Raw genomic sequence first — 24,830 nt, forward strand, 5'->3', positions numbered from 1 at the left:
TGCTCATGTTCCTCAATCAGGGCTTGCAAAACGGCACGAGCCATGAACAGGGGGTAGCGGCGGGAGTCTATATAATCGTCAGGGATGCGACACCTAGCGACCCGAACATAACGATGGAGGAAAAGGGGGCCAGGCCATTGAACCCATCGATGATGTTGACGGCATTGACAAGGGCGCCGACGCAGAGCGCGGTTACCACAATGGGTGCAATGGGGATTTGCAGCAAGAAGTCCAGAGACGGAATGTCCAAGCGAGTGACTGTTGCATTCAACAGCACAGACCCGAGCACCGCCGATACGAAGCTGCTGGCCAGCCTAATGCCGGGTTTGATACTTTTGGTCAGGTCCTCCATCAGGCCCATCGCGAATACCGGCGCGGCGCAAAGCGCCAGCAGTCCGATTGGTTGGCCGAACTCAGGCGCGCGCCGGCATAGATCAATGGATGTGAGTCCCAACGCTGCGGCAATGGCAAGGCCGCCAATGCGCGGGACCGGCTGCGTATGAAATTTTTGTACGCCTTGCAAATCCGAGTCTGCACTTGCCTGTAGGTTGGACGCATAGCGGACAATGAGCATCGCGCTAATGAAGGCTATGGCAAAGCTGAGAGAGGTGGTAAGCATGCCAATCCGGAATGGGGTTGGGGCCGAGTTGTGTTGAGGCCGGCTGAAATGTGTATGTCAGCGTAGCGGGTCAAACGTTTTTCATGTGTGGATATGTGCAAGAAGCTGCATCGTATCTAGCAATGTGGGATTTTGAAACAAATTATTTCTTGCTGCAATCGATACACGTATGGCTCATAGGATAATAACGGCTGTTTTTTGAATTTCTGAACCCCGCGCACAAAAAAATCGATGCCGGGGATGGGACTGGGGCGGCGCGGCCGTATCGGCAGCGTTACGCGAAGCAATGCCACGTATTTGGAGCAACAAAGGCTCGACCGGGCCGATGGAATTATGGAAACCGTCAATCTTGCTGAAAGCGCCTTCAAGGCCTATGACATCCGCGGCGTGGTCCCGTCTCCGCTCAGTCCGGAGTTCGCGCGTCGCCTGGGCGCGGCGCTGGCGCTGGAAGCGCAGCGGGCCGGCGTGCGGCAGGTGGTGGTCGGCCGCGACGGGCGCCTGAGCGGACCGGATCTGTCGCGGGCCTTGCAGGCCGGGCTGATGGCCGGCGGCATCGACGTGCTGGACGTGGGCATGGTGCCGACGCCGCTGGTCTATTACGCGGCCAACGTCAGCGGCACCGGGTCGGGCGTGGCGATTACCGGCAGCCACAACCCGCCGCAGTACAACGGGTTCAAGATGATGCTGGGCGGCACGACGCTGTACGGCGATGCCATTACCGCGCTGCGCGAGCCCATGGTGCAGAATGCCGGCGGCGACGCCGCCACGCCGGGTTCCCGCAAGGAATGGGACGCGGTGCCGGAATACCTGCAGCGCATCGTGGGCGACGTGAAGCTGGCCCGCAAGATGAAGATCGCGGTGGATGCGGGCAACGGCGTGGCCGGTCCGGTGGCGGTGCAGTTGTTCAAGGCGCTGGGCTGCGAGGTGGTGGAGCTGTACTGCGACGTGGACGGTACCTTCCCCAATCACCACCCGGATCCGGCCGATCCGCACAACCTGGAAGACCTGGTCCGCTGCCTGGCCGAGACCGATTGCGAGATCGGCCTGGCCTTCGACGGCGATGGCGACCGCCTGGGCGTGGTGACGAAGTCGGGGCAGATCATCTGGCCCGACCGGCAGTTGATCCTGTTCGCGCGCGACGTGCTGTCGCGCAATCCGGGCGCCGAGATCATCTATGACGTGAAGTGCAGCCGCTACGTGGCGCGGGAAGTGAAGGCCGCGGGCGGCAAGCCGCTGATGTGGAAGACCGGGCATTCGCTGGTCAAGGCCAAGCTCAAGGAAACCGGCGCGCCGCTGGCGGGCGAGATGAGCGGGCATATCTTCTTCAAGGAGCGCTGGTACGGTTTCGATGACGGCCTGTATACCGGCGCGCGGTTGTTGGAGATCGTGTCCCGCTCGGACAATCCGTCGGCCGTGCTGGAAGCCTTGCCGCAGGCCAAGTCCACGCCCGAACTGAAGATGGAGACCGCCGAGGGCGAGCAGTTCGAGGTGGTCAAGCGCCTGCAGCAGCAGGGGCAGTTCACCGGCGCGCGCGAGGTCATCACCATCGACGGCGTGCGGGTGGAATACGCGGATGGCTTCGGGCTGGCCCGTCCTTCGAACACGACGCCCGTGGTGGTGGTGCGTTTCGAGGCGGATGACGATACCGCGCTGGCCCGCATCCAGCAGGATTTCCGTACGCAGTTGCTGCGCGTCGCCCCCGACGCCAAGCTGCCGTTCTAAGGAGGGAGGCCATGCAGGAAGGGGCTCCCGCCGATCTGGCGTCCGTTGCGCCGTTGGCCGAGACGGCCGAATGGCGCGCCTTCGTCGAGGCCGCCCATCGGGCGGATCGCCGGGCGGGCACGCTGCGGGTGGTGGAGGCGGCCGGTCTGTCGGTGGACCTGAGCACCCAGGCGCAGTCCGACGAACTGGCGGCGGCCGGCGCAGCGCTGCTGGCCGCCCGCGACTTCGAGGCTGCGCGCGCGCGGCTGCTGGAAGGCGGTATCGCCAATTGCACGGAAAATCGCGCGGCCTGGCACACCGCGCTGCGGGCGGAAGAGCCGCCCGGGCGCGTGGCGGGCCGGGTGCTGGCCGAGCGCGACCGCGTGCGCGCCTTCGTGCGCCACGTGGACGCGGAAGGGCGCTTTGACAGCGTGGTGCACATCGGCATCGGCGGCAGCGACTGGGGCCCCAAGCTGGTGGTGGCCGCGCTGGGCTACGCGGGTACGCGCAGGCAGATGCGCTTCGTGTCCAATATCGATGGCCATGCCATCGAGGCGGGCCTGATCGGGCTGGACCCCAGGCGCACGCTGGTGGTGGTGTCGTCCAAGTCGTTCAACACGACCGAAACACTGCACAACGCCGACTGTGCGCTGCGCTGGCTGCGCGAGGCCGGCATCGCCGATCCGTGGGAGCAGGTGGTGGCCGTGACGGCCAATCCCGACGCGGCGCGGGACATGGGCGTGGCGCCCGAGCGCACCTTCACGTTCTGGGACTGGGCCGGGGGCCGCTATTCGGTCTGGTCGGCCATCGGGCTGCCGATCGCGCTGGCCTTGGGCGCCGAGGCGCTGGACGGGCTGCTGCAGGGCGCGGCGGCGATGGACGTGCATTTCGCCACGGCGCCGCTGGCCGCGAATGGGCCGGTGCAATTGGCATTGGCTGGATTGGCCAACCGCAACGCGTTCGGCTATGCGTCGCTGAACATCGCGCCCTACGACGCGCGGCTGGTCCATCTCGTGCCCTATCTGCAGCAGCTGGAGATGGAGTCCCTGGGCAAGTCGGTCGACCTCGAGGGGCGGCCGGTCACGGTGCCGACTGGGCCCGTGGTCTGGGGCATGCCGGGCACCGATGGCCAGCACACGTTCTTTCAATGGCTGCACCAGGGGCCGGAAGGCGCCCCGGTGGATTTCATCATCTGCCGCGAGGCGGATCATCCCTATCCGGAGCACCATCGGCTGCTGGTGGCCAATTGCCTGGCCCAGCGCGAGGCGCTGTTGCGCGGCAAATCGGCGTCCGTGCTCGAGGCGGAACTGGCGCCCGAGGAAAGCGACCCGGCGCGCGCGGCCTGGCTGGCGCGCCACAAGATGCATCCCGGCGGCCGGCCGTCTACGCTGATCGTGCTGCCGCGCCTGAGCGCGCATGCGCTGGGGGCGCTGCTGGCGCTGTACGAGCACAAGGTGTTCGTGCAGGGGCTGGTGTGGGGCATCAACCCCTACGATCAGTGGGGCGTCGAATACGGCAAGGTCCTGGCCTCGGGCATCGCCCGGGAACTGGCCGGCAAGGCGCCGGCCGGCGGCCACGATGCGTCCACCGCGTACTGGGTGGCGCAGTGGGGCAATGGCGGGATGTAGGCAAGGCGCTCGCTTTCGGCTATCGTGAAACCATTGTGTTGCGAGAGAGCGTATGAAACCCTCCGAAGCCTTGGCCTTGAACCGCGCCGCGATCCGGCGTGTGGTCGAGTCTCATCGCGCCCGCAATGCTCGTGTATTCGGCTCCGTACTGCGCGGGAAGGATACGGCTAGCAGCGATCTGGACATCCTTATCGATCCGACGCCGGAGACGACCCTATTTGATATCGGTGCGATCCGACACGAGCTGGGCAAGCTGTTGGGTGTGCCAGTGGATGTTCTCACTCCCAACGCGCTGCCGGATCGTTTCCGGGCCAAGGTGCTCGCGGAGGCTCGCCCGGTATGACTCGTGACCAGCAACGCTTGGTCGACTATCTCACGCATATCGTAGAAGCCATCGAACGGATCAACTGCTACACCGGCGGCATGGACGAGGGTGCGTTTCTGCGCGACAAACTCGTGCAGGATGCGGTGATTCGCAATTTCGAGATTATCGGCGAGGCCAGTAACAACATCGAAAAACGCTATCCCGAATTTGCAACGGCGCATCCGGAATTGCCTTTATCGTTTGCCTACCAGATGCGCAACGCTCTTGCTCATGGCTATTTCAAGGTCGATTTTGAGATTGTCTGGAAGACGATCCAGCGCAGTCTTCCAGGGTTGCTCGTTCAAATTCGCGAGGCCTTGACCAGTATCCTTGGCCGGGACATTGAAGGAATGGGGCCATGACGGCCCAGGTGGATCGGGTCCTTCTTACCAGTTAAAGCCCGCTCTTTCCTCTCAATCCAGCAGCGCGGGGTCCCAGGCGTGGACGACCTGGCGCTGCTCGCCCAGGCCGGGAATGCCCAGCGTGACGACGTCGCCCGCCTTGAGGTAGACCGGGGGCTTTTGTCCCAGCCCGACGCCGGGCGGGGTGCCGGTGGCGATCAGGTCGCCGGGTTCGAGCGTGGTGAAGCGGCTGATGTAGCTGACCAGGAAGTCCACGCCGAAGACCATGTTGCGCGTGCTGCCGTCCTGGCGGCGTTTGCCGTTCACGTCCAGCCATAGGCGCAGGTCCTGCGGGTTCGGCACTTCATCGGCCGTCACCAGCCACGGGCCGATCGGGCCGAAGGTGTCGCAGCCCTTGCCTTTGTCCCATTGGCCGCAGCGCTCGAGCTGGTACTCGCGTTCCGAGACGTCGTTGATGACGCAGAAGCCTGCGATATGCCGGCGGGCATCCGCGGGGTCGACGTAGCGGGCGCGCGTGCCGATGACGATGCCCAGTTCGATTTCCCAATCGGTCTTGGTGGAGTCGCGCGGCATGACGATGGGGTCGTCGGGACCCTGGATGCAGCTATTCCATTTGGCGAACAGCACCGGTTCCTGGGGGACGGGCTGGTTGGACTCGGCCGCGTGATCGCTGTAGTTCAGTCCGACGCAGATGAATTTCCCCGTGCCGCGGTAGGGCGCGCCCAGGCGCGTTCCGGCCGGGACGATGGGCAGGTGCTCGGTGTCCAGCGCGCGCAGGCGGCCGAGCTCGGCGGGAGACAGGGTGGCGTTGGTGATGTCGTCCAGATGCGAGGACAGGTCGCGCATCGTGCCGCGCGCATCCACGAGGCCGGGTTTTTCGCGGCCCTTGGGGCCATGGCGTAGAAGTTTCATGGGTGATGGATGATGGGTTGCGCCGGCGCGGTCAAAGCGCGACGCGCGGAATGTGGGCCTGTTCGATGACGCCGGCCCATTTGCGGATTTCCTGGCGCGTCTTGTCTTCCAGTTCCTGTGGCGTGGAACTGGCGGCGATGGCGCCTTGCGCATTCAGCTTTTCCTTGACGGCCGTATCCGACAGGGCAAGCGCGGTTTCGCGGGCGAGGCGATCGACGATGGCGCGCGGCAGGCCGGCGGGGCCTACCAGCGCCGTCCAGGTGTAGGCCTCGAAGCCGGCCATGCCCGATTCGACGAAGGTGGGGACGTCGGGCAGCGAAGACAGCCGCTGGTCGGCGCCGATCGCAAGCGCGCGCACCTTGCCGCTTTTGATGTGCTGGTAGGAGGCGAGCGCATTGTCGAACATCACGGAGACCTGTCCGCTGATCAGGTCGGCCAAGGCCAGGCTGCTGCCTTTGTACGGCACGTGCACGATGTCGAGTCCCTGCTGGCTCTTGAGCAGTTCCATCGTCAGGTTCGGCGGGGAGCCCACGCCGGGCGAGGCGTAGTTCAGCTTGCCCGGGTTGGCCTTCACCCATCGAATGAATTCCGCCAGGGTCTTGGCCGGGACCGAGGGATGCACGTTCAGTACCAGCGGCAGGATGGACGTGAGCGAGATCTGCGTGAAATCCTTCAGCGGATCGTAGGGCATGCGTTCGAACAGGCTGATGTTGACCGCATGCGGGCCGTTGCCGGTCAGAAGCAGGGTATAGCCGTCCGCGGGGGCCCGGGCGGCGGCTTCCTGGCCGATGATGCCCGAGGCGCCGGCCCGGTTGTCGACGATGAAGCTCTGGCCCAGCGACGCGGACAGCTTGTCGGCCAGGATGCGGGCGATGATGTCGGTCGCCCCGCCGGCGGGGAAGGGGACGATCATGCGTACCGGCCGATTGGGCCAGCTGTCTTCCTTGGCCTGCGCGGCCTGCATGACGGGGGCGATGGCCGCGGCAGCCGTCAGCCCGAGAAGAGTTCGGCGTTTCATGATGGCGGTTTCCTTGGAGGTTGCGGCGCGGTCCGCGTCAATGCCCGGCAGGGCGATAGAACGGCGCATCGCCCTGGATCGTCGTGCGCCGCATCAGCCGGCGGTAGGTATTGTCGAAGTCGGTGGCCCGGTGCATGGTCGACCGGTTGTCCCAGAAGACGAGATCGCCCGGCTGCCATTTGTGGCGATAGACGAAGGCGGGTTGGGTCGCGAAGTCGCTCAGTTCCACGACCAGGCGCCGGCCGGCATCGTCGTCCATGCCTTCGATGCTGCGGGTCAGGCCTTCGCCGACGTACAGCGCCTGCCGCCCCGTGGAGGGATGGGTGCGCACCAGCGGATGCGCGACGGGCGGCGTCTTGGCTTCTTCTTCCGGCGTGAGCGGCTGGCGGTGGCTCAGGTAGGTGCGGTAGTGCCACGGATAGTCGTGGATGCCGCGCAGGCCGGCCAGGCGCTGCCGTTCTTCGGCGGGAAGCGCGTCGTAGGCGGCGAACATGCTGGCGAACTCCGTATCCGCGCCTTGCGGCGGGCATTCGACCCCGTACAGCAGCGAGCCCATGCTCGGACGGGGCAGGAACGACATGTCGGAATGCCAGAGCATGCCCGCGCGGTCGGCGCCGATCTTTTCCCCTTTCTCGTTGGTGATGTTGGAAAGAATGGTGACTTCCGGGCAATCGGCCATGTTGAAGCGATTGACCACGTGGCCGATCAGCGGACCGAAGTGCGCGCTGAAGTCGCGGTGGGCGGCGGCGGGCAGGTCCTGGTCCCGGAAGATCACCACGCCGTGCCGTTCCCAGGCGCTGCGGATGTCCGCGACGGCGTCTGCGGGGATCGGCCGGGACAGATCGGCGCCCACGATCTGGGCGCCGATGTGCTCGGTGAGCTTGCGGACGGTAAGGCCGCTGGCGGTGCGATAGCTGTCTGCGAAATTCGTCTCGTCCATCATGTCTCCTCGTTTTGTTTGATTGTCGACAATAAATGGCCGTGATGTCAATCTAGGGGTTTTCACTGAAAATTAAGGGATCAAATGCGCATCAGGATGAATTCGAAGATGCATTCCGATTTATTGTGTTGCTTTGTCGACAATGAGCCCGACGTGCGGCGCTGTCAGGCGGCGAGCACGCTCAACGCATAGGCCAGGTTGTCCTGGACCAGTTTTTGGCCGCAAAGATTGGCGCCGGCATGGTCCTGCCTGCGCAGCGCATCGAGCAGCCTGCGCCAGTTGTCCAGCGACTGTTCGCGACGAGTGGCGGCGGACAGGCCGAGGTTAGTGTAGCGGGCGATCTGCAGCGACATCTGGTTCAGCATGCTGGCCAGTTTCCTGTTGCCGCAGTGTGCGCAGATCAACTGGGCCATGCTGGCGGACAGCGCGGCATGCTCCAGCGCGCGCGCCTGTTCGTCGGTGCCTTCGAGCGTGGCCATGCGGGCCAGCGTATCGTCCAGGCGGCGCAGGTGGGCCTCGGTGCGGGACCGGGCGAAAAGATCGCACGCGACGCCCAGCAGCGCGGCACGGATCTGGTAGATCTCGACCATTTCGTCGTGGCTCAGCGCGGTGACCTTGGCGCCGTGCCGCGGCTGTATGGACACCACGCCGTCGCGTTCGAGAATGCGCAGGGCCTCGCGCACGCTGCTGCGGCTGACCCCGAAGTAGCTTGCCAGCGGGATTTCGCGCAGGCTGGCGCCGGGCGCGATCTCGTTCTTCATGATCGCTTCGGCGATGGCTTCGGCGACCTGTTCGGGCAGGCTCGTGAGATTGGGGGGAGACCGTAGCAGCAGGGAGTCGAGAGCCATGAAGCAGTTCGCTGGAGAGGGAAAATGGGGGCGGTCCAGCCGGACGTATCTCCGGGACTGCACACCGGGGTATTGTCCAATAAATCAGTGTGAGAGGGCTTGCCGATGCTGAGCGAGCTCGTTTTCTGCTAGGCCAGTTGCACGTCCAGTCGCCGGCCGAGCTGCCGCAGTGCTGCTTCCACTGTTTCTATCTTGGACGAATGACGCAAGTCGAGAAGGCGGTCTATCTGCGGCATGTGCATGTCCATTTTGTGCGCCAGTTCGGTCTTGCGTATTCCCTGGACGATCATTTCATTGGCCAGGAGGACCTTCGCGGTGACGAGCGCGGGCAGGAGGATGGATTCGTCTTCGCGTCGGCAGATCGACGGCATCGGAATGGGACGTTTCTGATCGAAGTAAATTTCCAGGGCAGCCTCCAGCGCTTCTTTTGCGTTGAGGCGGGCTTCCTCGGGAGTGTCTCCGACAGTCAGGGCTTCCGGTACGTCGGGAAACTGGACAAGAAGTGTTCCGTTCGTGTCGGGTATCAGCGTATAGGGATACTTCAACATGACAGGCTCCGGCGGATTACTTGAGTCCCAATTGCTTCTTGATGGCTTCGACCAACCCCTTGCCGATTTCTCTTGCTCCATGATCGGGAAAAATCGTGGACTTTCCGTTCAGGGTGATGCGGTAGTGGCTGCTGCCGCTGCGGTGCCGTTGAAATACGGCGCCCTGATCTCGCAGCCATTTCCTGAATTCGGAGTATTTCATTTGAGGGCATCTTGAGAGAATACAACAAAAATGTTGTGCGAAATCTTGAATCAATTGTGAGTCGAGGGGCCGCAGGTGCACAAGGGTACGGGTGGGGGTTTTATGTCCCATGCCAGGACGACGAAGAGCAAATTCAGGATGCGAGTTCCGCGTCTGGTTGATGCCTGCCCGCACCGGTTAAAATCCGCCCTTTCCACGCAGCCGGTTTCCCGCCGGCTTCCGTCCGTGCCCCGAATTCTCCTCGTCAAGACCTCGTCCATGGGCGACATCGTCCATGCGCTGCCCGCCGTCTCCGATATCGTCCGCCACATGCCGGACGCGCGGATCGACTGGGTGGCCGAAGAGGCATTCGCCGCCATTCCCGCCCTGCATCCGCGGCTGAACGCCGTCATTCCCGTGGCGTTGCGCCGTTGGCGCAAGGCCTGGTGGTCGGCGTCGGTGAAGGCCGAGCGCGCGGCCTTTCGCAAGCGGCTGCTCGAACATCGGTATGACGCCGTGATCGACATGCAGGGGCTCTGGAAGTCGGCGATGGTGGCGCGCATGGCGAATGGGCCGCTGCACGGCTGCGACCTGCGCTCGGCGCGCGATCCTTTCGCTTCCTTTTTCTACCGCTATCGCTACCGGGTGGTGTTCGAGCAGTCGGCGGTGGTGCGCATGCGGGAACTGGCCGCGTTTTCGTTGGGATACGAGCTGGCGGGGCCGCCGGATTTCGGCATTCGCGCCGAGCCGCCCGCGGGCCTGCCTGCCCGCTATGCCGCCATCATGCCGTCGGCCAGCCGGCCGACCAAGCTGTGGGCCGAGACGTCCTGGCGCACGGTGCTGGAGCGGCTGGCGGTGGCGGGGCATGCGCCGCTGGTGTTTGCCGGCACGGAAGACGAGGCGGCCCGGGCGCAGCGCCTGATCTCCGGCATACCCGGTGCCCGGGCGCTGCCGCGCATGGGGCTGGCCGAGGTGGCCGGCGTGCTGGCGGGCGCATCGGTGGTGGTGGGGCTGGACAGTGGGCTGACGCATCTGGCCGGTGCGCTGGGGCGGCCCACCATCGGCATCTATGCGGACTACGATCCGGCGCTGGCGCCGGTGACCGGCTCGGCCTATACGGCCAGCCTGGGCGGGCGCGGGACGCCGCCCTCGTGCGAACAGGTGCTGGCGGCCGTCGGGCAGGCCCTGCCGGCCGAGGCGGCCGTGTCCGGAGCGGTACGTTGATGCGGGGCGCGGTGCTGCAGGCCGTGTATTCGTCGTTGTGGCGGCTGGCCACGCCCTTCCTGTTGTGGCGCATCTGGCGCCGCGCGCGGCGCGAGCCGGTGTATGGCGTCCACCCGGCCCAGCGCTTCGGTTTCTATGGCAGTGGCCGGCATGCGCCGGCGCGCGGCGGGTTCCGGGCCGCGCCGGTCTGGGTGCATGCGGTTAGCCTGGGCGAGACGCGGGCGGCGCAGCCGCTGGTCCGGGCGCTGCTGGATCGTGGCCTGCCGGTGCTGTTGACCCACATGACGGCCACCGGCCGTACCGAAGGGGCGCGCCTGTTCGAGCAGGACATCGTGCAGGGCCGGTTGCGCCAGGTCTGGCTGCCTTACGACATGCCGGGCGCCGTGCACCGCTTCTACCGGTATTTCGCGCCGCGCTGCGGCCTGCTGGTCGAGACCGAGGTCTGGCCCAACCTGGTGGCGGGCGCGCGGCGCTATGCGGTGCCGATCGCCCTGGTCAGCGCGCGGCTGTCGGCCTCGTCGGCGCGCAAGACCATGCGGGTGGCCAGTCTGGCGCGCCGCACCTATGGGCGCCTGGATGCGGTGCTGGCGCAAACCCGGGCCGATGCCGAACGGCTGCGGCAGGTGGGCGCGCGCGATCCGCAGGTGGTGGGCAATCTGAAGTTCGACCTGCAACTGCCCTACGATCTGATGCAGGCTGGCGCCGCCTGGCGCCAGCGCCTGGGTCGGCCGGTCATCGCCTGGGCCAGCACGCGCGAGGGCGAGGAAGAGTCCATCCTGGCGGCGCTGCGCGACATGCCCCGCACGAAGGGCGGACAGGCGCCGCTGGCCGTGCTGATTCCCCGGCATCCCCAGCGGTTCGACGAGGTGGCGGCCATGGTGCTGGCCTCGGGCCTGTCCATGCGGCGCCGCTCGTCCATGCCCGGCATGCCGTTCGGTCCGATCGATCCGGACGCCGCCGTGCTGCTGGGCGACAGCCTGGGCGAGATGCCTTTCTATTACACCGGCGCCGACGTGGCCATCGTGGGGGGCAGCTTCGCGCCGCTGGGCGGGCAGAACCTGATCGAAGCCGCTGCCTGCGGTGTTCCGGTCATCGTCGGTCCGCATACCTTCAATTTCGCGCAAGCCTCGGAAGATGCGATCGAAGCGGGCGCCGCATTGCGCGCGGACAGCGCCCAGGCGGCCTGGCGGCTCGCGCTGGAACTGATCGACGACAGCGACCGCCGCGCCGGCATGCGGGCCGCCGCGGGCCGGTTCAGCGCCACGCATACCGGCGCGACGCAGCGGGTGATGCGGGCGGTGGGGCCCTGGCTGGGGTGAGGGCGGGTTTCGGCCGGTTATCTCCGCCGTGAATGGCGGTCGGCGTGCTTGCGACATAGTTCGCTGAAGTGCGCGGTACTGGCGTTCAAGGAACGGCCTCGCAGCGTGACGGTACAGATGCGTCGTCGCGGCCGCACCGCGCGGGTGAACGGTTTGACGGCCAGGCCGTTCAGATTGAAAGACACTGTGGACGATCGCGGAAACACGCCGCAGCCCAGGCCCGCCAGGATCAGTCCCAGCATGGTGCCGACGTTGTCGACCTCGAACGCGGGGCGAAAGACTTCGCCGCGTTGCAGGTAAGCCTCGTCAATGATGTGGCGCACGCCGCTGCCGCCTTTTTTGGCGATATGGCCGGTGTTGCGCAAGTCGTCCCAATCGATGGAGCGCTTGCTAGCCAGGGGATGCGACGCGCTGCACAACACCACCAGGTCGTCGATCATGACTTCCTGTTGCACGAGATCGTCGGCGTCGTCGCGCCATGCCGTCAGTGCCAGATCCACGCTGCGGTTCCGCACCATTTCCACCGCGTTGTCGGCCAGGACATCGTAGAGGGTCAATTCCACGCCGGGCCGCTCTTTCCTGAATGCTGCGATCGCAGCGGGCAGGAAGCTGCCCGCCAACGAAGGCGCTACCGCGAGCGCAAGCGTGCCGCGCTCACCCGAGACGAAACGCTGGATATGCGCCAGGCCGCTATCGACGTTCTCCATCAGCGATGCAGCCACGGCGGCGAACTCGATCCCTATGGGCGACAGGGCGACCGTGCGCGTGTCGCGGTCGAACAGGCGTGCGCCGATGGTCTCTTCCAGCCGCCGGATGTTTGCACTAAGCGCGGGTTGCGACAGGTGCACCAGATCGGCCGCCTTGCTGAAGCTTAGCGTGCGGGTGACCGCGAGAAATGCATCGAGTTGCCGGAGCGTGATATTCATTACTTGAATGAATAGGTATATAGAAAAATGAAAATTCAAGAATGAAAGGCACTTTACTACGATAGCTCCGACGATGTTGATCGAGTCCATATCGGAGACCAATTTCATGAGCGCCGTTTCATCCTCTCGGACCGCACAATCTGCCGTTTCCGTCGTGCCTGTCGGGGCGGCATTGGGAGCCGACATCGTCGGCTACGACATGCGTCGTCCACCCACGCCCGAAGAGCTGGCTGTGATCGAGCAGGCGTGGGCCGATCATCTGGTTTTGCGGTTTCGCGGCCATGCCGGGCTGGAGACAGAGCAACTGATCGCTTTTTCCCGGAGCCTGGGGCCGTTGGACAAGCGGCCCGTCAAAGGGGCCATCCGCGGCGGCATCAACGATCTGCCGCTGGAGGTCAATGTCATCTCGAATATTGTCATCGATGGCAAACCCATTGGTGGGCTGGGGGCGGGCGAAGCGGAATGGCACTCGGACATGACCTATAAGGACCAGCCGCCCAAGGCCAGTTGCCTGTTCTCGCTGGAGATTCCCGCCGACGGCAGCGGCGGCACCAGCTTCGCGAACATGTACAAGGCATATGACGGGCTTCCGGAACCGCTGAAGCGGCGAATCGAGACGTTGAAGTGCGTGCACGATGCCAGTCGCAACAGCACCGGCGAACTGCGTCAGGGCTATGTCGACGTGGATGATCCACGCAAGACCGTGGGCGCGATCCATCCGGTCGTGTCGGTCCATCCGGTGACGGGGCGCAAGTGCCTCTTCCTGGGGCGGCGTCGCAATGCCTATCTGGTTGGCCTGTCGTTGGAAGAAAGCGAAGCCCTGCTCGACGAATTGTGGGCGCGGGCGACGCGCCCGGAACTGTGCTGGACACAGCGCTGGCAAGTGGGCGACGCCATTCTGTGGGATAACCGGTGCACCATGCATCGGCGCGACGCCTTTGATCCCGACAGCCGCCGCCTGATGTACCGCACACAGATCAGCGAGCGAGCACAGACTGTCTGACCCCGCGTGCGAAGAACGACTATTGCCGACATCAAGGAGACATTTCATGACTACACGGGTCCGTGGCCGGGGGCCTGCCGGCGTCCGCTCGCAATGGTGGACGGGCGGGCGCAGCGGTTTGGGCGTCCGGAACTCCGATCGTCTGTTCTGCGCCGTGCTGGTCGCTTGCGCCGTCCCGGCGGGGGCGGGTGCCCAGGACGCCTATCCGGCGCATACCATCAGCATGACCGTTCCCTTCGCGCCAGGTGGTCCGACAGACGTCTTTGCCCGCATCCTGGCCGAGAGGTTGGGACAGGAGCTCGGGCAATCCATCGTCGTCCTGAATCGGGGCGGCGCAGCCGGCAACATCGGCGTAGCGCAAGCAGCGCGTACGGCGCCGGACGGCTACAACCTGCTGTTCGGCACCGCGTCCATCGCCGTTGCGCCGTCGGTCTACAAGAAGCTCAACTATGACGCACTGACGGATCTGCAACCGGTCGCGCTGCTGGGGTCGTGTCCCGCCCTGGTGCTGGTTTCGCCTGATGGGCCGAATTCCGTCGAGCGACTCGTGTCCATGCTCAAGGCGGCACCTGGCAAGTACAGCTATGCCACGTCCGGTTACGCCAGCGCCACGCACCTTGTCACCGGGTTCTTCAACCACAAGGCCGGCATCGATGCCTTCGTCGTGCCCTACACGGGTTCAGGGCCCGCTCATCAAGGCATGATCGCCAAGCGGCATCTCTACACGTTCGAAACGGCCAGTTCGGCGATGCCGTTGGTGCAGGGGGGTACGCTCAAGGCCATCGCGATCGCGTCGGATCATCGCTCGCCCATCCTGCCCGACGTGCCGACCATCGAAGAGGCCGGTATCTCCGGTGTGAACGCTTCGACCTGGAACATGGTGTTCGTCCCGAAGGGAACGCCGGCGGGAATCGTAGACAAATTGAACAAGGCGATCAACAAGGTCCTGTCCGACCCCGCCACAGTCACCAAGCTGAAGGGGCTCGCCATCGAAGTGACATCGGATTCGACGCCGGCTTCATCGGAAAAATATCTGAAAAGCGAAATCACTCGCTGGGCGGATATCGCTCGGATTTCGGGGATTCAGCCGAATGAATGATGCCGATCGGGAGCGTGCATGGCCATCGATGCCGTAGTCGTCCGTCAAATTTCTTTTCCGCTGATCCAGCCCTACAAACTGTCGAACGGCCCCAAGCTCTTGTTCGATCCCTATCTCGTCGAAATCCGGTCCGGCGAGTCGGTGGGTTGGGGCGAATGTATGGTTTCGGTGGGGTACACGAACGAGTCCCGCGAGGATTCCTGGCGCGCGGCGCTGGCCATCGCGCCGCTTTTGCCGGGTTGCGAGGTGGAGGTGGCGCGCGAGCGCGTCGCCTCCCGTTCGATCGCGCTGCCCGGCATGCGCAGCGCCTTTTACGGTGCACTGGACATGCTGCGTGGAAACGCACTGCTCAGGACTACGCAGGATCGCCGCGTACCTTTGTTGGCGCCGTGCCAGGAGAGCGAGATAGGTGCCCTGCGCGACGAAGTGGAAGGGCTGCTCGGACAGGGATTCCGGACGCTCAAGGTCAAGGTCGGATTCGACTGGCAAGACGATCTGGCGCGTGTGGAGCGTATCCAGTCAGTGGTGGGCGCCCGCGCGAGCCTGCGTCTGGACGCGAATCGCGGTTTCGATCTGGCCGCGGGCATTGCGTTCGCCAGCCGGTTGGATCCCACCGGCATCGAATTGTTCGAGCAACCCTGCGCGGCCGACGATTGGGAGGCGAACGCCGCCGTTGCGGCCCGCTCCACGGTGCCGCTGATGCTGGACGAGTCCATTTATGACGTCGGCGATATCGATCGTGCCGCCAAGCTGCCGAATGTCGGTTTCGTGAAGTTGAAACTCAAGAAAATCGGTAGCGTGGACCAGTTGCAAGCAGGGCTCGAGCGCATTCGGAATCTGGGGATGACACCGGTGCTGGGCGATGGCGTGTCACTGGAGATCGCCTGCTGGATGGAGGCGTGCGTGGCCGTGCATGGCATCCGCAATGCGGGCGAAATGAATGGCTTTCTGAAGGCGCGTAGCCGTCTGCTGGAAAATCCGCTCGTTTTCGACCGCGGCGACATCGTGCTGCCCGCCGGCTATTGGCCGCAGGTGGATCATGATGCGCTGGCCCGGAACACCGTCCGGCAAGCGTCGTTCTAAGAAAATCTTGGAGAGGTACGGGCGTGCAAGCGCGGAAGGTGATAGGCGGCCCACTAAGGCAGGGGCCGGAAAGCGTTTTCTGCCCGATGGGGGACGTGTCTATGAGCGGAGCTTAGGGCTCGCCTCTATGCTGCATCCCCGCCGCCGCTTCTTCCAGGCAGGCGATCATCAACTCCGCCCCGGGCGTCAGCCCTCGGTTCCGATTCCATAGCACGCCGCGCGGCCGCATCAGGTGCGGGAAGCTTAGCGGCAGCACCGCCAGCGGTTCCGACGCGTCGGCCGCGACGGCACCGGCCATGACGGCGATGGCGTCGGTGACGTGCAGGTAGGCGCACGCCAGGTGCGTGGACAGGGTCTCGACGTAGTTGTTGGGCAGTGTCATGCCGTGTTCCTCCAGCGTGCGCTCCAGCGGCGCGCGCAGGATGCTGCCCGCCGGCGGCAGGATCCACGGGTAGGGTTGCAGGTCGGACCATTTCAGGCGCCTGCGGCGGGCCAGCGGGTGCTGGTGCCGCGTCATGAGCTGCACGGGGTCGTCCAGCAGTTCCCTTTCCTCGAAGCCGTCGGCGGCGCTGCGCAAGGGCAGCCGGCCGACCACGAGGTCGACGCGGCCCTGCCAGAGTTCGGGCAGCAGGGTCTGGGCGGTGCCTTCGGTGACCAGCACGTTGGTGTGGGGGGAGCGCTGCTTGAGGATGGCGATGGCCTGCGGAAGCAGCATGGAGGTGGCGGCGGGGAAGGCGCCGATGTGGATCTTGCCCACCGCGCCCGAGCTGAGCGAGTTGAGTTCGTCGCGCGCCTGATGCAGTTCGGTCAGCAGGGTACGGGCATGGCGCACCAGGCATTCGCCGTAGGCCGTGGGGCGCAGGCCCTGGGCGGTGCGGGTGAAAAGCTCCAGGCCCAGGCCTTTCTCGAGTTCGGCCAGGGCCTTGGAGACCGCGGGCACGGTGACGTGCGAGCTTTCGGCCACCTGCTTCAGATTGCCGTGGTCGTACAGCGCGGTGATGAGTCGGAGGTGGCGTGCCTTCAAGTTGATCTGGAGATACCAGTCGATCTGCGTCATGCCGCCCCCCGGGGTAAGGTCCGTTGCCGGTTGTCCAAGCGGGGGGATTTTACTCAACCGGCACCGGTGTGCCGCATCAACCCAGCGCGCCGGTGACGTCGTCGAACAATTCGTCCACCGTGAACCGGCGTGGAATGATCTTCTGTTCGTACGACCACTCGATGGCCATCTCCAGGCCCTTGCGGTTGGCTTCCAGGCCCAGCGGCGGCAGGGTCTCCAGCGCGGCGGCCGGGGCAAGCGCGCGGCTTTCCGAGATCATCCGGTAGATCTCGCGCACGGCCTCGGGATGCTTGCGGGTGACGTCCTGGTGGACGGCAAAGACGTGGTTGATGGGCACGACGCCTTCGCGCTGGTACCAGGCTTTGGCGGCCACGATGGGTTCCGGGACCAAGGTCTGCACCCGCGGGTCCTTGGGCATGTCGTTGCCGAGGATGGCGGCGGCCAGTTCGCCGTTCAGCATCATCTCGGGAATCGACGACCCCTTGGGCAGCATGTGGCAATTGGGCGGGTCGCGGTATTCGGCCAGGTGGGATTCGTCCACGGTGTACCACTCGACCTTGTTGGGATCGACGCCGTATTCGTGCTGCAGGATGCCGCGCACCCACAGGCCGGTGGTTTGCGCATAGGTGCGCACGCCCACCTTCTTGCCTTCGATGTCCTTGGGGTCGAGGTGGCCGAGTTCCTTGTTGAAGCCGACGCAATGGTGCTGGAAGCGGCCGACCATGGGCGCGGGCAGGATCACGAACGGCTTGCCGTAGGCCTTGGCCTGGAGGTAGGTGACGATGGCCAGTTCGCCCGCGTCGAAGGCGTTGTCGCGGATCATCGGCTTGAAGCCGTCGTGCGCGGTCTTGGGACCGCAGAAGTCGAGCCGGACGATGTCCGAGGCGACGCGGCCGTCCTTCATCGCCGCGGCCACGGGAGAGTCGGCCAGGTTGGTTTTCAGCGTGACGTGCGTGGCGTGTGCGGTGGTCATGGGGTCAGTCCTTCAGCACGGGGTAGAGCTTCTGCGCGGTGCCGGCCATGATCCAGTGCTGGTCGGCGGCGGGCAGGAAGGCGATGTAGTCCTTGAGCGCCTTGACGATGTCGGCCAGGCTGTCCTCGGCGGCGGGGAAGTTGGAGCCCCAGGCGATGCGGTCGGCGCCGAATTCCCGGACCACGCGGCCGAAGAAGGTCTCGGGGGTGGCCTTGCCGGAATACGCGGACTCGGTGTTGCGGCTGCTGAGCTTGAGGTAGAGGTTCTTGAAGCGGGCCAGGTCGAACAGGTGCTGGGCGCCGGCATAGGGCGGGCCGCTGCTGATGTCCGGCTTCATCATGTGGTCGACGATGGCAAGGGTCTGGGGGAAGGCGGTCAGGAGTTTCTCCAGGGCGGGGATGGCGGCCTTGGTGATCTGCACGCACACGGGAATGCCCAGTTCGCCCGCCAGGCTCCAGGCGGGGTGCAGGGCGGGATCTTCCAGCGTGGGCGCCTGGCCCGGCATGGTGCTGCCGGTGGTGAAGACGCGCAGGCCGGCCAGGCCGCGTCCGCGCCAATAGCGGATTTTCTGCGTGGCGTCGGGGGCGAGCATGTCGACCGAGTAGACGCCGGCGTAGCGCTTGGGCTGCGCGGCGATGGAGTCGGCCACGTAGGAGTTGTCGAAGCCGTAGGTGGTCGAGGAATGGACGATGGCGGCCTTGTCGATGCCGACGGCGTCCATGGCGGCGGCATATTGTTCGAAGGTGACGGGCCGGGTGGCGGACCAGCCCGAACGTTCGCCGCCCAGCGGGTCGAGCGGGTAGCGGGTGGTGTCGGGCGAGATGATGTGCGGATGGATGTCGATCAGGCGTGTGGTCATGGCGGTGTCGAGCAAGAAATAGGTGTCGTCGGGGAGTCGCGCGGGGTCAGGCGCCGACGTCGATGAACATGTCGTCGACGGCGTAGCGCTTCTTGAGCAGGCCCTGTTGGCGGCAGTAATTCATCATGGCCTCGATGGACGGCCGGTTGGCCTCGATGCCGTAGGGCAGGGGGTCGCCCACGATGCGGCCCATGGCGCGGTAGTGCTCGTCCTTGTCCGACACCGATTCGCCGGCGGCGAGCTGGCGCAGGTAGATGTTCTTCGAGGCCAGGAAGGCGTCGTACAGGGCCTTGCCCACCCACGGGTGTTTGGCCAGCACGTCGTCCTTGACGGTGATCAGGCCGTGCACGGGATAGATGCCGGTCTTGCGGTACCACTCGGCCTCGAGCCGGTCGGCGTCGGGGAACATTTCGAGGTATTCCGGCGGCTTGATCCGCCCGCCCGCCTGCCAGCCGTCGGCCGGCGCGCCGGCGCGGCCGATGCCGGCGTTGTCGGTGAAGGCGGCCGAGAGGTAGCCGCTGGCCATCAGGTCCACCAGCGATTTGCCGTCCCTGGCCTGTTCGACGTTGGGCGGCAACTGGAGCGAGGAGACGTGTTCCTCGTCGTCCACCACCCAGGTGATGCGCGCGTTGTCGACGCCGTAGTCGTTGGTCAGGATGCCGCGCGTCCAGATGCCGGTGGTGACCGAGTAGGCGCGCACGCCCGCGCGCTTGCCTTCGAGGTCGCGCGGTTCGCGGATGCCGGCATCGTCGCGGTAGACCAGGCCGGCATGGTGGAAGCGGCGGAAAATGAATACGGGCAGCGCCTTGAACGGGGCGCCGGCCTCGCGGGCGATCATGTAGGTGGCGGGGGCCATTTCGCAGACGTCGAACTCGACGTCGCGCACCATGCGCCGGAAGGCCGCGATGATGGGCTTGATCTCGACGAAGTCCGGCTGGACGCCGTCGATGGAGACGTCGCCGCGCTTGAGCGCCGCGGTGTGGCCGTAGGTGGCGATGGCGATTTTCAGGGGCAGGGGTTGCTTGGATGTCATGGCTGCTGATTGGAGAGAAAGCGGGAAGGTGTGTCAGTTATCCCAGGACGCCGCGGATCCGGCTTCGCCGGTCCGCCAGCGTCGCCCCCTGGGGGGCGCCCGAAGGGCGTAGGGGGGGGTCATATCTCGCTGTAGACGTAAAGGAGACCGGCGGCTTCCAGGCCCTGGCGCATGTTGGCCACATCCAGCGACAGCTCGCCGGCCAGATAGCGCTTTGGCGGTACGCTGGCGCGCCAGCTCCAGCGTGCGGGCGATCTCCAGGCGCGGCACGACCACCACGCCGTCGTCGTCCGCCACGATGGCGTCGCCCGGGTTCACGTTCATGCCGGCGCACACCACCGGCAGGTTGACGTGGCCCAGCGTGGCCTTGACCGTGCCGCGCGCCGAGATGGCGCGCGACCAGACGGGAAAGCGCATCTCGGTCAGCGTGCGCACGTCGCGGCAGCCGGCGTCGATGACCACGCCCTGGACGCCGCGCGTCTTGAGCGAGGTGCAGATCAGGTCGCCGATCATGCCGTCGGTGTTCTCGCACATGACGCCGACCACCAGGATGTCGCCGGGCCGGCATTGTTCGATGGCCACGTGCAGCATCCAGTTGTCGCCCGGCGCGGTCAGCGCGGTCACGGCGGTTCCGGCGATGCTGGCGCCGGCGTAGATGGGACGCAGGTACGGCGCCATCAGGCCGGCGCGCCCCATGGCCTCGTGCACGGTGGCCACGCCGTGCGTGGCCAGTTCGGCGATGAGGTCCTGCGGGCCGCGCGGGATGTTGCGTACGACGACGTTCTTCATGTTGCCCTCGGTCAGTTGATGGGGATGTTCGCCTTCTCGATCACCGCCTTCCATTTGGCGATGTCGGCCTTCATCAGGGCGCGCGACTCGTCCACGCCCAGGGCGTAGGGTTCGGAGTTCATCTCGCGCAGCTTCTGCGCGACCTCGGGCGAGTTGACGGCGGCCACGAAGGCCCGGTTCAGCTTGTCGATGATGGCGCGCGGCGTGCCCTGGCGGATCGACACGCCGTTCCACGACGCCACCACGTAGCCGTCCAGGCCGCTTTCGGCGGTGGTGGGCACGTCGGGCAGGTTGGGGTTGCGGCCGTCGGCCGCGATGGCCAGCGCGCGCACCGCGCCGCTCTTGATCGAAGACAGCATGGGTGGCACGAAGTCGAAGCCCACGTCGATGTCGCCGGAGCGCACGCCGGTCAGCAGCGCGGCACTGGTCTTGTAAGGAATGGTCTCGGCCTGGATGCCCGCCACCGACTTGAACAGCTCGGCGCCCAGGTGCTGGCTGGAGCCGACGTTGGTGGTGCCCAGGCTCAGCTTGCCGGGATTGGCCTTGGCATAGGCGATGAGCTCCGTAAGATTGCGAAAACGTGAATCGGGCTTGACCGTCAGGATCAGGTTGAACCGGGACAGGGTGGCGACCTGGGTGAAGTCGTCCACGATGCTGTAGGGCAGGTCCTTGACCAGCGTCTGGGTGATGGCCGTGCCGTTGCCGCCCTGCACGAGCGTGTAGCCGTCGGCGGGGGCCTGCAGGCCGGCCTGGAACGACTGCACGCCGCCCGCGCTGGGCTTGTTGTCGATCACGATCTGCTGGCCCAGGATCTCGCTGACCTTTTGCGTGACCACGCGCGCCGTCAGGTCGCCGATGCCGCCGGGGCCGTAGGGCAGGTACATCCGGATCGGCCGATCCGGATAGTCGGCCGCGGCGGCGGGAGCGATGGCGCCGGCCGACAGTGCGGCGGCGAAGAGGACTGCGGCGTACTTCGGAATTCGCAATGCGGGGAGTGTCACGGCTCGTCTCCTTGTCCCGGCGTTCAGGGGGCGCCGATGTGGATGTCGTACTGGCGAGGATGGTTGCATGCGAGGCCCCGCCGGGTCTATTGAGTAAAACTTCCGCGGGGTTGAGCAGATGGTTAAGACGGTCTGGCGAAACGGCCTTGGTTGAGCGTTTCCTCAAGTCACCGGAAGCATTACTCAATGGATGCGCGCGCCTTGCTGTCGGCAGAATGCGGGAATGCCTGCGCGGGCCGATGCCGGCCCGGCCACGACTCACGACGACAGGAGCAAGGAGTCCGCATGATCATCGATTGCCATGGGCACTACACGACCGCGCCCGAAGCCTTGAACGAGTACCGGCGCCTGCAGGTGTCGGCCTGCGAATGCGGCAAGTGCGAGATCTTCCCGCGCCCCGTCATCTCGGACGACCAGATCCGCGAAAGCCTGGAGACCAAGCAATTGCGCATCCAGCGCGAGCGCGGCACCGACCTGACGATCTTCTCGCCGCGCGCGGTCGGCATGGGCCACCACATCGGCGACCAGCAGACCAGCAGCGAGTGGGCCATCGTCTGCAACGACCTCATTCATCGCATCTGCCAGCTGTACCCGGACAATTTCGCCGGTGTCTGCCAGCTGCCGCAGAGCCCGGGCGTGGAGCCGGCCAGGTGCATACCGGAGCTGGAGCGCTGCGTGAAGGAACTGGGCTTCATCGGCTGCAACCTGAATCCCGATCCGACGGGCGGGTACTGGAAGGATCCGCCGCTGCACGACAAGTGGTGGTATCCGCTGTACGAGAAGATGGTCGAGCTGGACGTGCCGGCCATGATCCACGTCAGTGGCTCCTGCAACCCGCATTTCCACGCGACGGGCGCGCACTACATCAATGGCGATACGACGGCCTTCATGCAGTTCCTGACGTCCTCGCTGTTCAAGGATTTCCCGACGCTCAGGTTCATCATCCCGCATGGCGGCGGCGCGGTGCCGTATCACTGGGGGCGCTATCGCGGGCTGGCGCAGGACATGGGCCTGCCGCCGCTCAAGGAACTGCTGCTGCAGAACGTGTTCTTCGATACCTGCGTCTACCATCAGCCGGGCATAGACCTGCTGCTGAAGGTGATCCCGCCCGAGAACATCCTGTTCGCGTCCGAGACCGTGGGTGCGGTGCGCGGCGTGGACCCCGAGACCGGCCATCATTTCGACGACACGCGTCGCTACATCGATGCCGCCGGCCTGGGCGAGGCCGACAAGGCCAGGATTTATTCGGGCAATGCCTACCGGGTGTACGGAAGGCTGAGGAAACGCGGGTAGTGCCTTGGCCGCCGCGTGGCCCTAGCGTAGCAGCGCGTTGACCTGGCGCACGTCGTCTTCCGACAGGATGCCGGAGGCGGCCTTCAGGCGCAGGCCCGACAGCAGGGCGTCGTAGCGTGCCTTGGCCAGGTCGCGCTCGGTGGAATAGAGCTGCTGCTGGGCGTTCAGCACGTCGATGTTGATGCGCACGCCCACTTCGTAGCCGGTCTTGTTGGCATCCAGCGCGCTGCGGCTGGAGACCTGCGCGGCCTCCAGCGCGCGGACCTGGGCCAGCCCCGCGTTCACGCCCTGGAAGGCGACGCGGGTGTTCTGGATGGCGGCCCGGCGGGCGACCTCCAGGTCGTTGCGGGCCTTCTCGGACAGCGCGACGGCCTCGTCCACCCTGGAGGTGGTGCCGAAGCCGGCGAAGATGGGTACCGAGACCTGCACGCCCACCGAGCGCGTGGTGTAGAAGTCGTTGACCACCGTCTGCCCGACCAGCCCGCGCGTGCGCGCCACGTTGGCGGCCAGGTCGACCGAGGGGTAGTGGCCGCTCTTGGCGATTTCTATGCCGCGCTGGGCGATCTCGCTGTTCAGCGTGGCCTGGGCGACGGCCAGGTTGTTGGCGGCGGCCTGTTCGGTCCAGGCCTCGATCCGGGGCGGCTGCGGCGCCGGCACGTTGACCGCGGGCGGCAGCTTGGCGAGGTCGCCCGCTGGCGTGCCGATGATCTGCTGCAGCGCGCCGATGCGGACCGCCAGGTCGGATTCGGCCTGGATTTCCTGGGCCTGGGCCAGGTCGTAGCGCGCCTGGGCCTCGTAGGTGTCGGTGATGGTGGCCGTGCCGATCTCGAAGTTGCGCTTGGCCGATTCCAGCTGTTCCGAGATGGCGATTTTCTGGGCGCCGATGAAGGCCAGGTTGTCCTGCGCCGCCAGCACGTCGAAATAGGCCTGCGCCACGCGCAGGATCAGGTCCTGGCGCCCCTGGGCGAGCTGGGCTTCGCCGACGGCCAGTTGCAGCTTGGACTGCTCGTAGGTCTGCCAGCCCGACCAGCGGAACAGCGGCTGGATCAGTTGCAGCGTATAGCTCTCGTTCGTGTAGGTCACGCCCGGCAGGCGCGTCGTGGAGGCCTCGGCCCGGCTGCCGGCCAGCGAGATGGCCGGCAGCAGCGAGGCGCGCGCCTGGGGCAGTTTTTCAAGCGTGGCGGTATAGGCCGAGCGCACCGACGCGAAGGTCGCGTCGTTGGCCAGCGCCGCCTGGTAGGCCTGCTCCAGGTCCAGCGCCGCGACCGCGGGAACGAAAGCGCAGGCGCCCAACAGCGCGCACAGCGTCTGGACGTAGTACGGCCTGGCGCGCATGGGCACGAAGCTCCGCTTAGAACTTGAACTTGGAAACGGTGACGCCGCGCAGGGGCTTGACCAGGGTTTCGAACAGCGAGGTGGTCTCGAAGCTGGCGGCCGTGGTCCGGGTGATGAGCAGGGTGGTCATGACCGGCGCCTGGCCGACGATGATGGCCAGCCGGCCGCCCACGCGCAACTGGTACTTCAGGCTGTCGGGCACTTCGGGCACCGAGCCGGTGACCAGGATGGCGTCGTATTCGGTCGAGCCCCAGCCCTTGCTGCCGTCGCCGACCTGGACCGTGGCGTTGGCGATGCCGGCGCGCTTGAGGTTGGCCTGGGCGAAGGCGGCCAGCTTGGGCAGGATCTCGACCGACGTCACCGTCTGGGCCTGGCTGGCCAGCAGCGCCGTCTGGTAGCCCGAGCCGGTGCCGATTTCCAGCACGCTGTCGGTGGGCTTGAGCGCGAGTTCCTGCAGCAGGCGCGCTTCGACCTTGGGGGCGAGCATGCATTCGCCGCTGTCGTAGTCGTCGATCCGCAGCGGGATCTCGGTGTCGGCGAAGGCAAGGGTGCGCAGCGCGGGCGGCACGAAGTCCTCCCGCTTCACCTTGAACAACAGTTCCAGCACCTTGGGGTCGAGGACGTCCCAGGGGCGGATCTGCTGTTCCACCATATTGAAGCGGGCGTGTTCGACGTCGGGAAGGGAAGCAGCGTTCATGGCAGGACTTGGCAGGAA

At 65.8% G+C, this 24,830-nt stretch carries 25 protein-coding genes and 1 pseudogene; 10 read left to right on the top strand and 16 right to left on the bottom strand.

Going from position 1 to position 24,830, the window contains the following annotated elements; translation table 11 throughout:
• Window positions 1–67: 67 nt before the first annotated feature.
• Window positions 68–619 (bottom strand): MraY family glycosyltransferase, encoded by a 552-nt coding sequence (locus tag ABD104_RS26360; RefSeq protein ID WP_343928496.1) that lies wholly within the window; start codon window positions 617–619, stop codon window positions 68–70.
• Between the two features lie 333 nt (window positions 620–952).
• On the opposite strand from ABD104_RS26360, the gene ABD104_RS26365 reads away from it, so the two are divergent.
• From ABD104_RS26365 to ABD104_RS26380, 4 genes are read left to right on the top strand one after another with little or no spacing between them, the layout of a single operon-like run.
• Window positions 953–2,341, top strand: coding sequence for a phosphomannomutase/phosphoglucomutase (locus ABD104_RS26365; RefSeq protein ID WP_343928497.1), 1,389 nt, complete (start codon window positions 953–955; stop codon window positions 2,339–2,341).
• 11 nt (window positions 2,342–2,352) lie between these two features.
• Window positions 2,353–3,948, top strand: a complete 1,596-nt coding sequence (gene pgi, locus ABD104_RS26370; RefSeq protein WP_343928498.1) for a glucose-6-phosphate isomerase — start codon at window positions 2,353–2,355, stop codon at window positions 3,946–3,948.
• A gap of 52 nt (window positions 3,949–4,000) precedes the next feature.
• On the top strand, window positions 4,001–4,291 hold the full coding sequence (locus ABD104_RS26375; protein WP_343928499.1) for a nucleotidyltransferase family protein: 291 nt from the start codon (window positions 4,001–4,003) through the stop codon (window positions 4,289–4,291).
• On the top strand, window positions 4,288–4,674 hold the full coding sequence (locus ABD104_RS26380) for a HepT-like ribonuclease domain-containing protein (RefSeq protein ID WP_343928500.1): 387 nt from the start codon (window positions 4,288–4,290) through the stop codon (window positions 4,672–4,674). Before ABD104_RS26375 ends, ABD104_RS26380 begins: the two co-directional genes overlap by 4 nt.
• A 51-nt stretch (window positions 4,675–4,725) precedes the next feature.
• Here the strand turns inward: ABD104_RS26380 and ABD104_RS26385 are convergent, their stop codons facing one another.
• The 6 genes from ABD104_RS26385 to ABD104_RS26410 form a co-directional block, all read right to left on the bottom strand.
• Entirely contained in the window at window positions 4,726–5,586 is an 861-nt protein-coding gene (locus tag ABD104_RS26385) for a fumarylacetoacetate hydrolase family protein (protein WP_343928501.1), read from the bottom strand.
• A 31-nt stretch (window positions 5,587–5,617) separates the two neighbouring features.
• On the bottom strand, window positions 5,618–6,604 hold the full coding sequence (locus ABD104_RS26390; protein ID WP_165404521.1) for a Bug family tripartite tricarboxylate transporter substrate binding protein: 987 nt from the start codon (window positions 6,602–6,604) through the stop codon (window positions 5,618–5,620).
• Window positions 6,605–6,641: 37 nt separating this feature from the next.
• Window positions 6,642–7,544 (bottom strand): TauD/TfdA dioxygenase family protein, encoded by a 903-nt coding sequence (locus ABD104_RS26395; protein ID WP_343928502.1) that lies wholly within the window; start codon window positions 7,542–7,544, stop codon window positions 6,642–6,644.
• 164 nt (window positions 7,545–7,708) lie between these two features.
• Complete coding sequence (locus ABD104_RS26400; RefSeq protein ID WP_343928503.1) at window positions 7,709–8,392, bottom strand: GntR family transcriptional regulator; 684 nt, start codon at window positions 8,390–8,392, stop codon at window positions 7,709–7,711.
• Between the two features lie 128 nt (window positions 8,393–8,520).
• A complete protein-coding gene (locus ABD104_RS26405) occupies window positions 8,521–8,940 on the bottom strand; it encodes a type II toxin-antitoxin system HicB family antitoxin (RefSeq protein ID WP_343928504.1) in 420 nt (139 codons plus the stop codon).
• 16 nt (window positions 8,941–8,956) lie between these two features.
• Window positions 8,957–9,142, bottom strand: a complete 186-nt coding sequence (locus tag ABD104_RS26410; RefSeq protein ID WP_343928505.1) for a type II toxin-antitoxin system HicA family toxin — start codon at window positions 9,140–9,142, stop codon at window positions 8,957–8,959.
• Between the two features lie 258 nt (window positions 9,143–9,400).
• Here ABD104_RS26410 and waaC point away from each other — a divergent pair, with 258 nt between their 5' ends.
• Both waaC and ABD104_RS26420 read left to right on the top strand, forming a co-directional pair.
• Complete coding sequence (waaC, locus tag ABD104_RS26415; protein WP_343928534.1) at window positions 9,401–10,345, top strand: lipopolysaccharide heptosyltransferase I; 945 nt, start codon at window positions 9,401–9,403, stop codon at window positions 10,343–10,345.
• Window positions 10,346–10,356: 11 nt separating this feature from the next.
• The gene (locus tag ABD104_RS26420; RefSeq protein WP_425543360.1) at window positions 10,357–11,664 is read left to right on the top strand and encodes a 3-deoxy-D-manno-octulosonic acid transferase; all 1,308 of its coding nucleotides are present in this window, start codon (window positions 10,357–10,359) and stop codon (window positions 11,662–11,664) included.
• Window positions 11,665–11,681: 17 nt separating this feature from the next.
• Here ABD104_RS26420 and ABD104_RS26425 read toward each other — a convergent pair whose 3' ends face one another.
• Window positions 11,682–12,698: a LysR family transcriptional regulator gene (locus ABD104_RS26425; RefSeq protein WP_343928507.1), complete on the bottom strand. Its 1,017-nt coding sequence runs from the start codon at window positions 12,696–12,698 to the stop codon at window positions 11,682–11,684.
• Here ABD104_RS26425 and ABD104_RS26430 point away from each other — a divergent pair.
• Genes ABD104_RS26430 through ABD104_RS26440 form a run of 3 tightly spaced genes read left to right on the top strand, consistent with a single transcriptional unit; the run spans window position 12,697 to window position 15,775 of the window.
• Window positions 12,697–13,593, top strand: coding sequence for a TauD/TfdA dioxygenase family protein (locus ABD104_RS26430; protein ID WP_343928508.1), 897 nt, complete (start codon window positions 12,697–12,699; stop codon window positions 13,591–13,593). The two genes, ABD104_RS26425 and ABD104_RS26430, sit on opposite strands and share 2 nt — an antisense overlap.
• 46 nt (window positions 13,594–13,639) lie before the next feature.
• Window positions 13,640–14,692, top strand: a complete 1,053-nt coding sequence (locus ABD104_RS26435; RefSeq protein WP_343928509.1) for a Bug family tripartite tricarboxylate transporter substrate binding protein — start codon at window positions 13,640–13,642, stop codon at window positions 14,690–14,692.
• 18 nt (window positions 14,693–14,710) lie between these two features.
• Window positions 14,711–15,775: a mandelate racemase/muconate lactonizing enzyme family protein gene (locus tag ABD104_RS26440; RefSeq protein ID WP_343928510.1), complete on the top strand. Its 1,065-nt coding sequence runs from the start codon at window positions 14,711–14,713 to the stop codon at window positions 15,773–15,775.
• 112 nt (window positions 15,776–15,887) lie between these two features.
• Here the strand turns inward: ABD104_RS26440 and ABD104_RS26445 are convergent, their stop codons facing one another.
• The 6 genes and pseudogenes from ABD104_RS26445 to ABD104_RS26470 form a co-directional block, all read right to left on the bottom strand.
• A complete protein-coding gene (locus ABD104_RS26445) occupies window positions 15,888–16,832 on the bottom strand; it encodes a LysR substrate-binding domain-containing protein (RefSeq protein ID WP_343928511.1) in 945 nt (314 codons plus the stop codon).
• 76 nt (window positions 16,833–16,908) lie between these two features.
• Window positions 16,909–17,805 (bottom strand): substrate-binding domain-containing protein, encoded by an 897-nt coding sequence (locus ABD104_RS26450; RefSeq protein ID WP_343928512.1) that lies wholly within the window; start codon window positions 17,803–17,805, stop codon window positions 16,909–16,911.
• A 4-nt stretch (window positions 17,806–17,809) separates the two neighbouring features.
• Complete coding sequence (locus tag ABD104_RS26455) at window positions 17,810–18,664, bottom strand: amidohydrolase family protein (protein ID WP_130357133.1); 855 nt, start codon at window positions 18,662–18,664, stop codon at window positions 17,810–17,812.
• Between the two features lie 46 nt (window positions 18,665–18,710).
• Entirely contained in the window at window positions 18,711–19,697 is a 987-nt protein-coding gene (locus ABD104_RS26460; RefSeq protein ID WP_343928513.1) for an ABC transporter substrate-binding protein, read from the bottom strand.
• Between the two features lie 119 nt (window positions 19,698–19,816).
• Window positions 19,817–20,486 (bottom strand): annotated as a pseudogene (locus ABD104_RS26465) (4-carboxy-4-hydroxy-2-oxoadipate aldolase/oxaloacetate decarboxylase).
• An 11-nt stretch (window positions 20,487–20,497) separates the two neighbouring features.
• On the bottom strand, window positions 20,498–21,487 hold the full coding sequence (locus ABD104_RS26470; RefSeq protein WP_343928514.1) for a Bug family tripartite tricarboxylate transporter substrate binding protein: 990 nt from the start codon (window positions 21,485–21,487) through the stop codon (window positions 20,498–20,500).
• Between the two features lie 285 nt (window positions 21,488–21,772).
• On the opposite strand from ABD104_RS26470, the gene ABD104_RS26475 reads away from it, so the two are divergent.
• Window positions 21,773–22,780: an amidohydrolase family protein gene (locus ABD104_RS26475; RefSeq protein ID WP_343928515.1), complete on the top strand. Its 1,008-nt coding sequence runs from the start codon at window positions 21,773–21,775 to the stop codon at window positions 22,778–22,780.
• Window positions 22,781–22,801: 21 nt separating this feature from the next.
• Here ABD104_RS26475 and ABD104_RS26480 read toward each other — a convergent pair whose 3' ends face one another.
• Entirely contained in the window at window positions 22,802–24,115 is a 1,314-nt protein-coding gene (locus ABD104_RS26480; RefSeq protein ID WP_132978973.1) for a TolC family outer membrane protein, read from the bottom strand.
• Between the two features lie 16 nt (window positions 24,116–24,131).
• Window positions 24,132–24,812 carry a protein-L-isoaspartate O-methyltransferase family protein gene (locus ABD104_RS26485; protein WP_087840876.1) on the bottom strand — a complete coding sequence of 227 codons (681 nt, stop codon included), beginning with the start codon at window positions 24,810–24,812 and terminating at the stop codon, window positions 24,132–24,134.
• Window positions 24,813–24,830 lie beyond the last annotated feature (18 nt).

Origin of the sequence: Pigmentiphaga daeguensis, from assembly GCF_039523035.1 — a bacterium.
In the GTDB taxonomy this organism is placed as follows: Bacteria; Pseudomonadota; Gammaproteobacteria; order Burkholderiales; family Burkholderiaceae_B; genus Pigmentiphaga; species Pigmentiphaga daeguensis.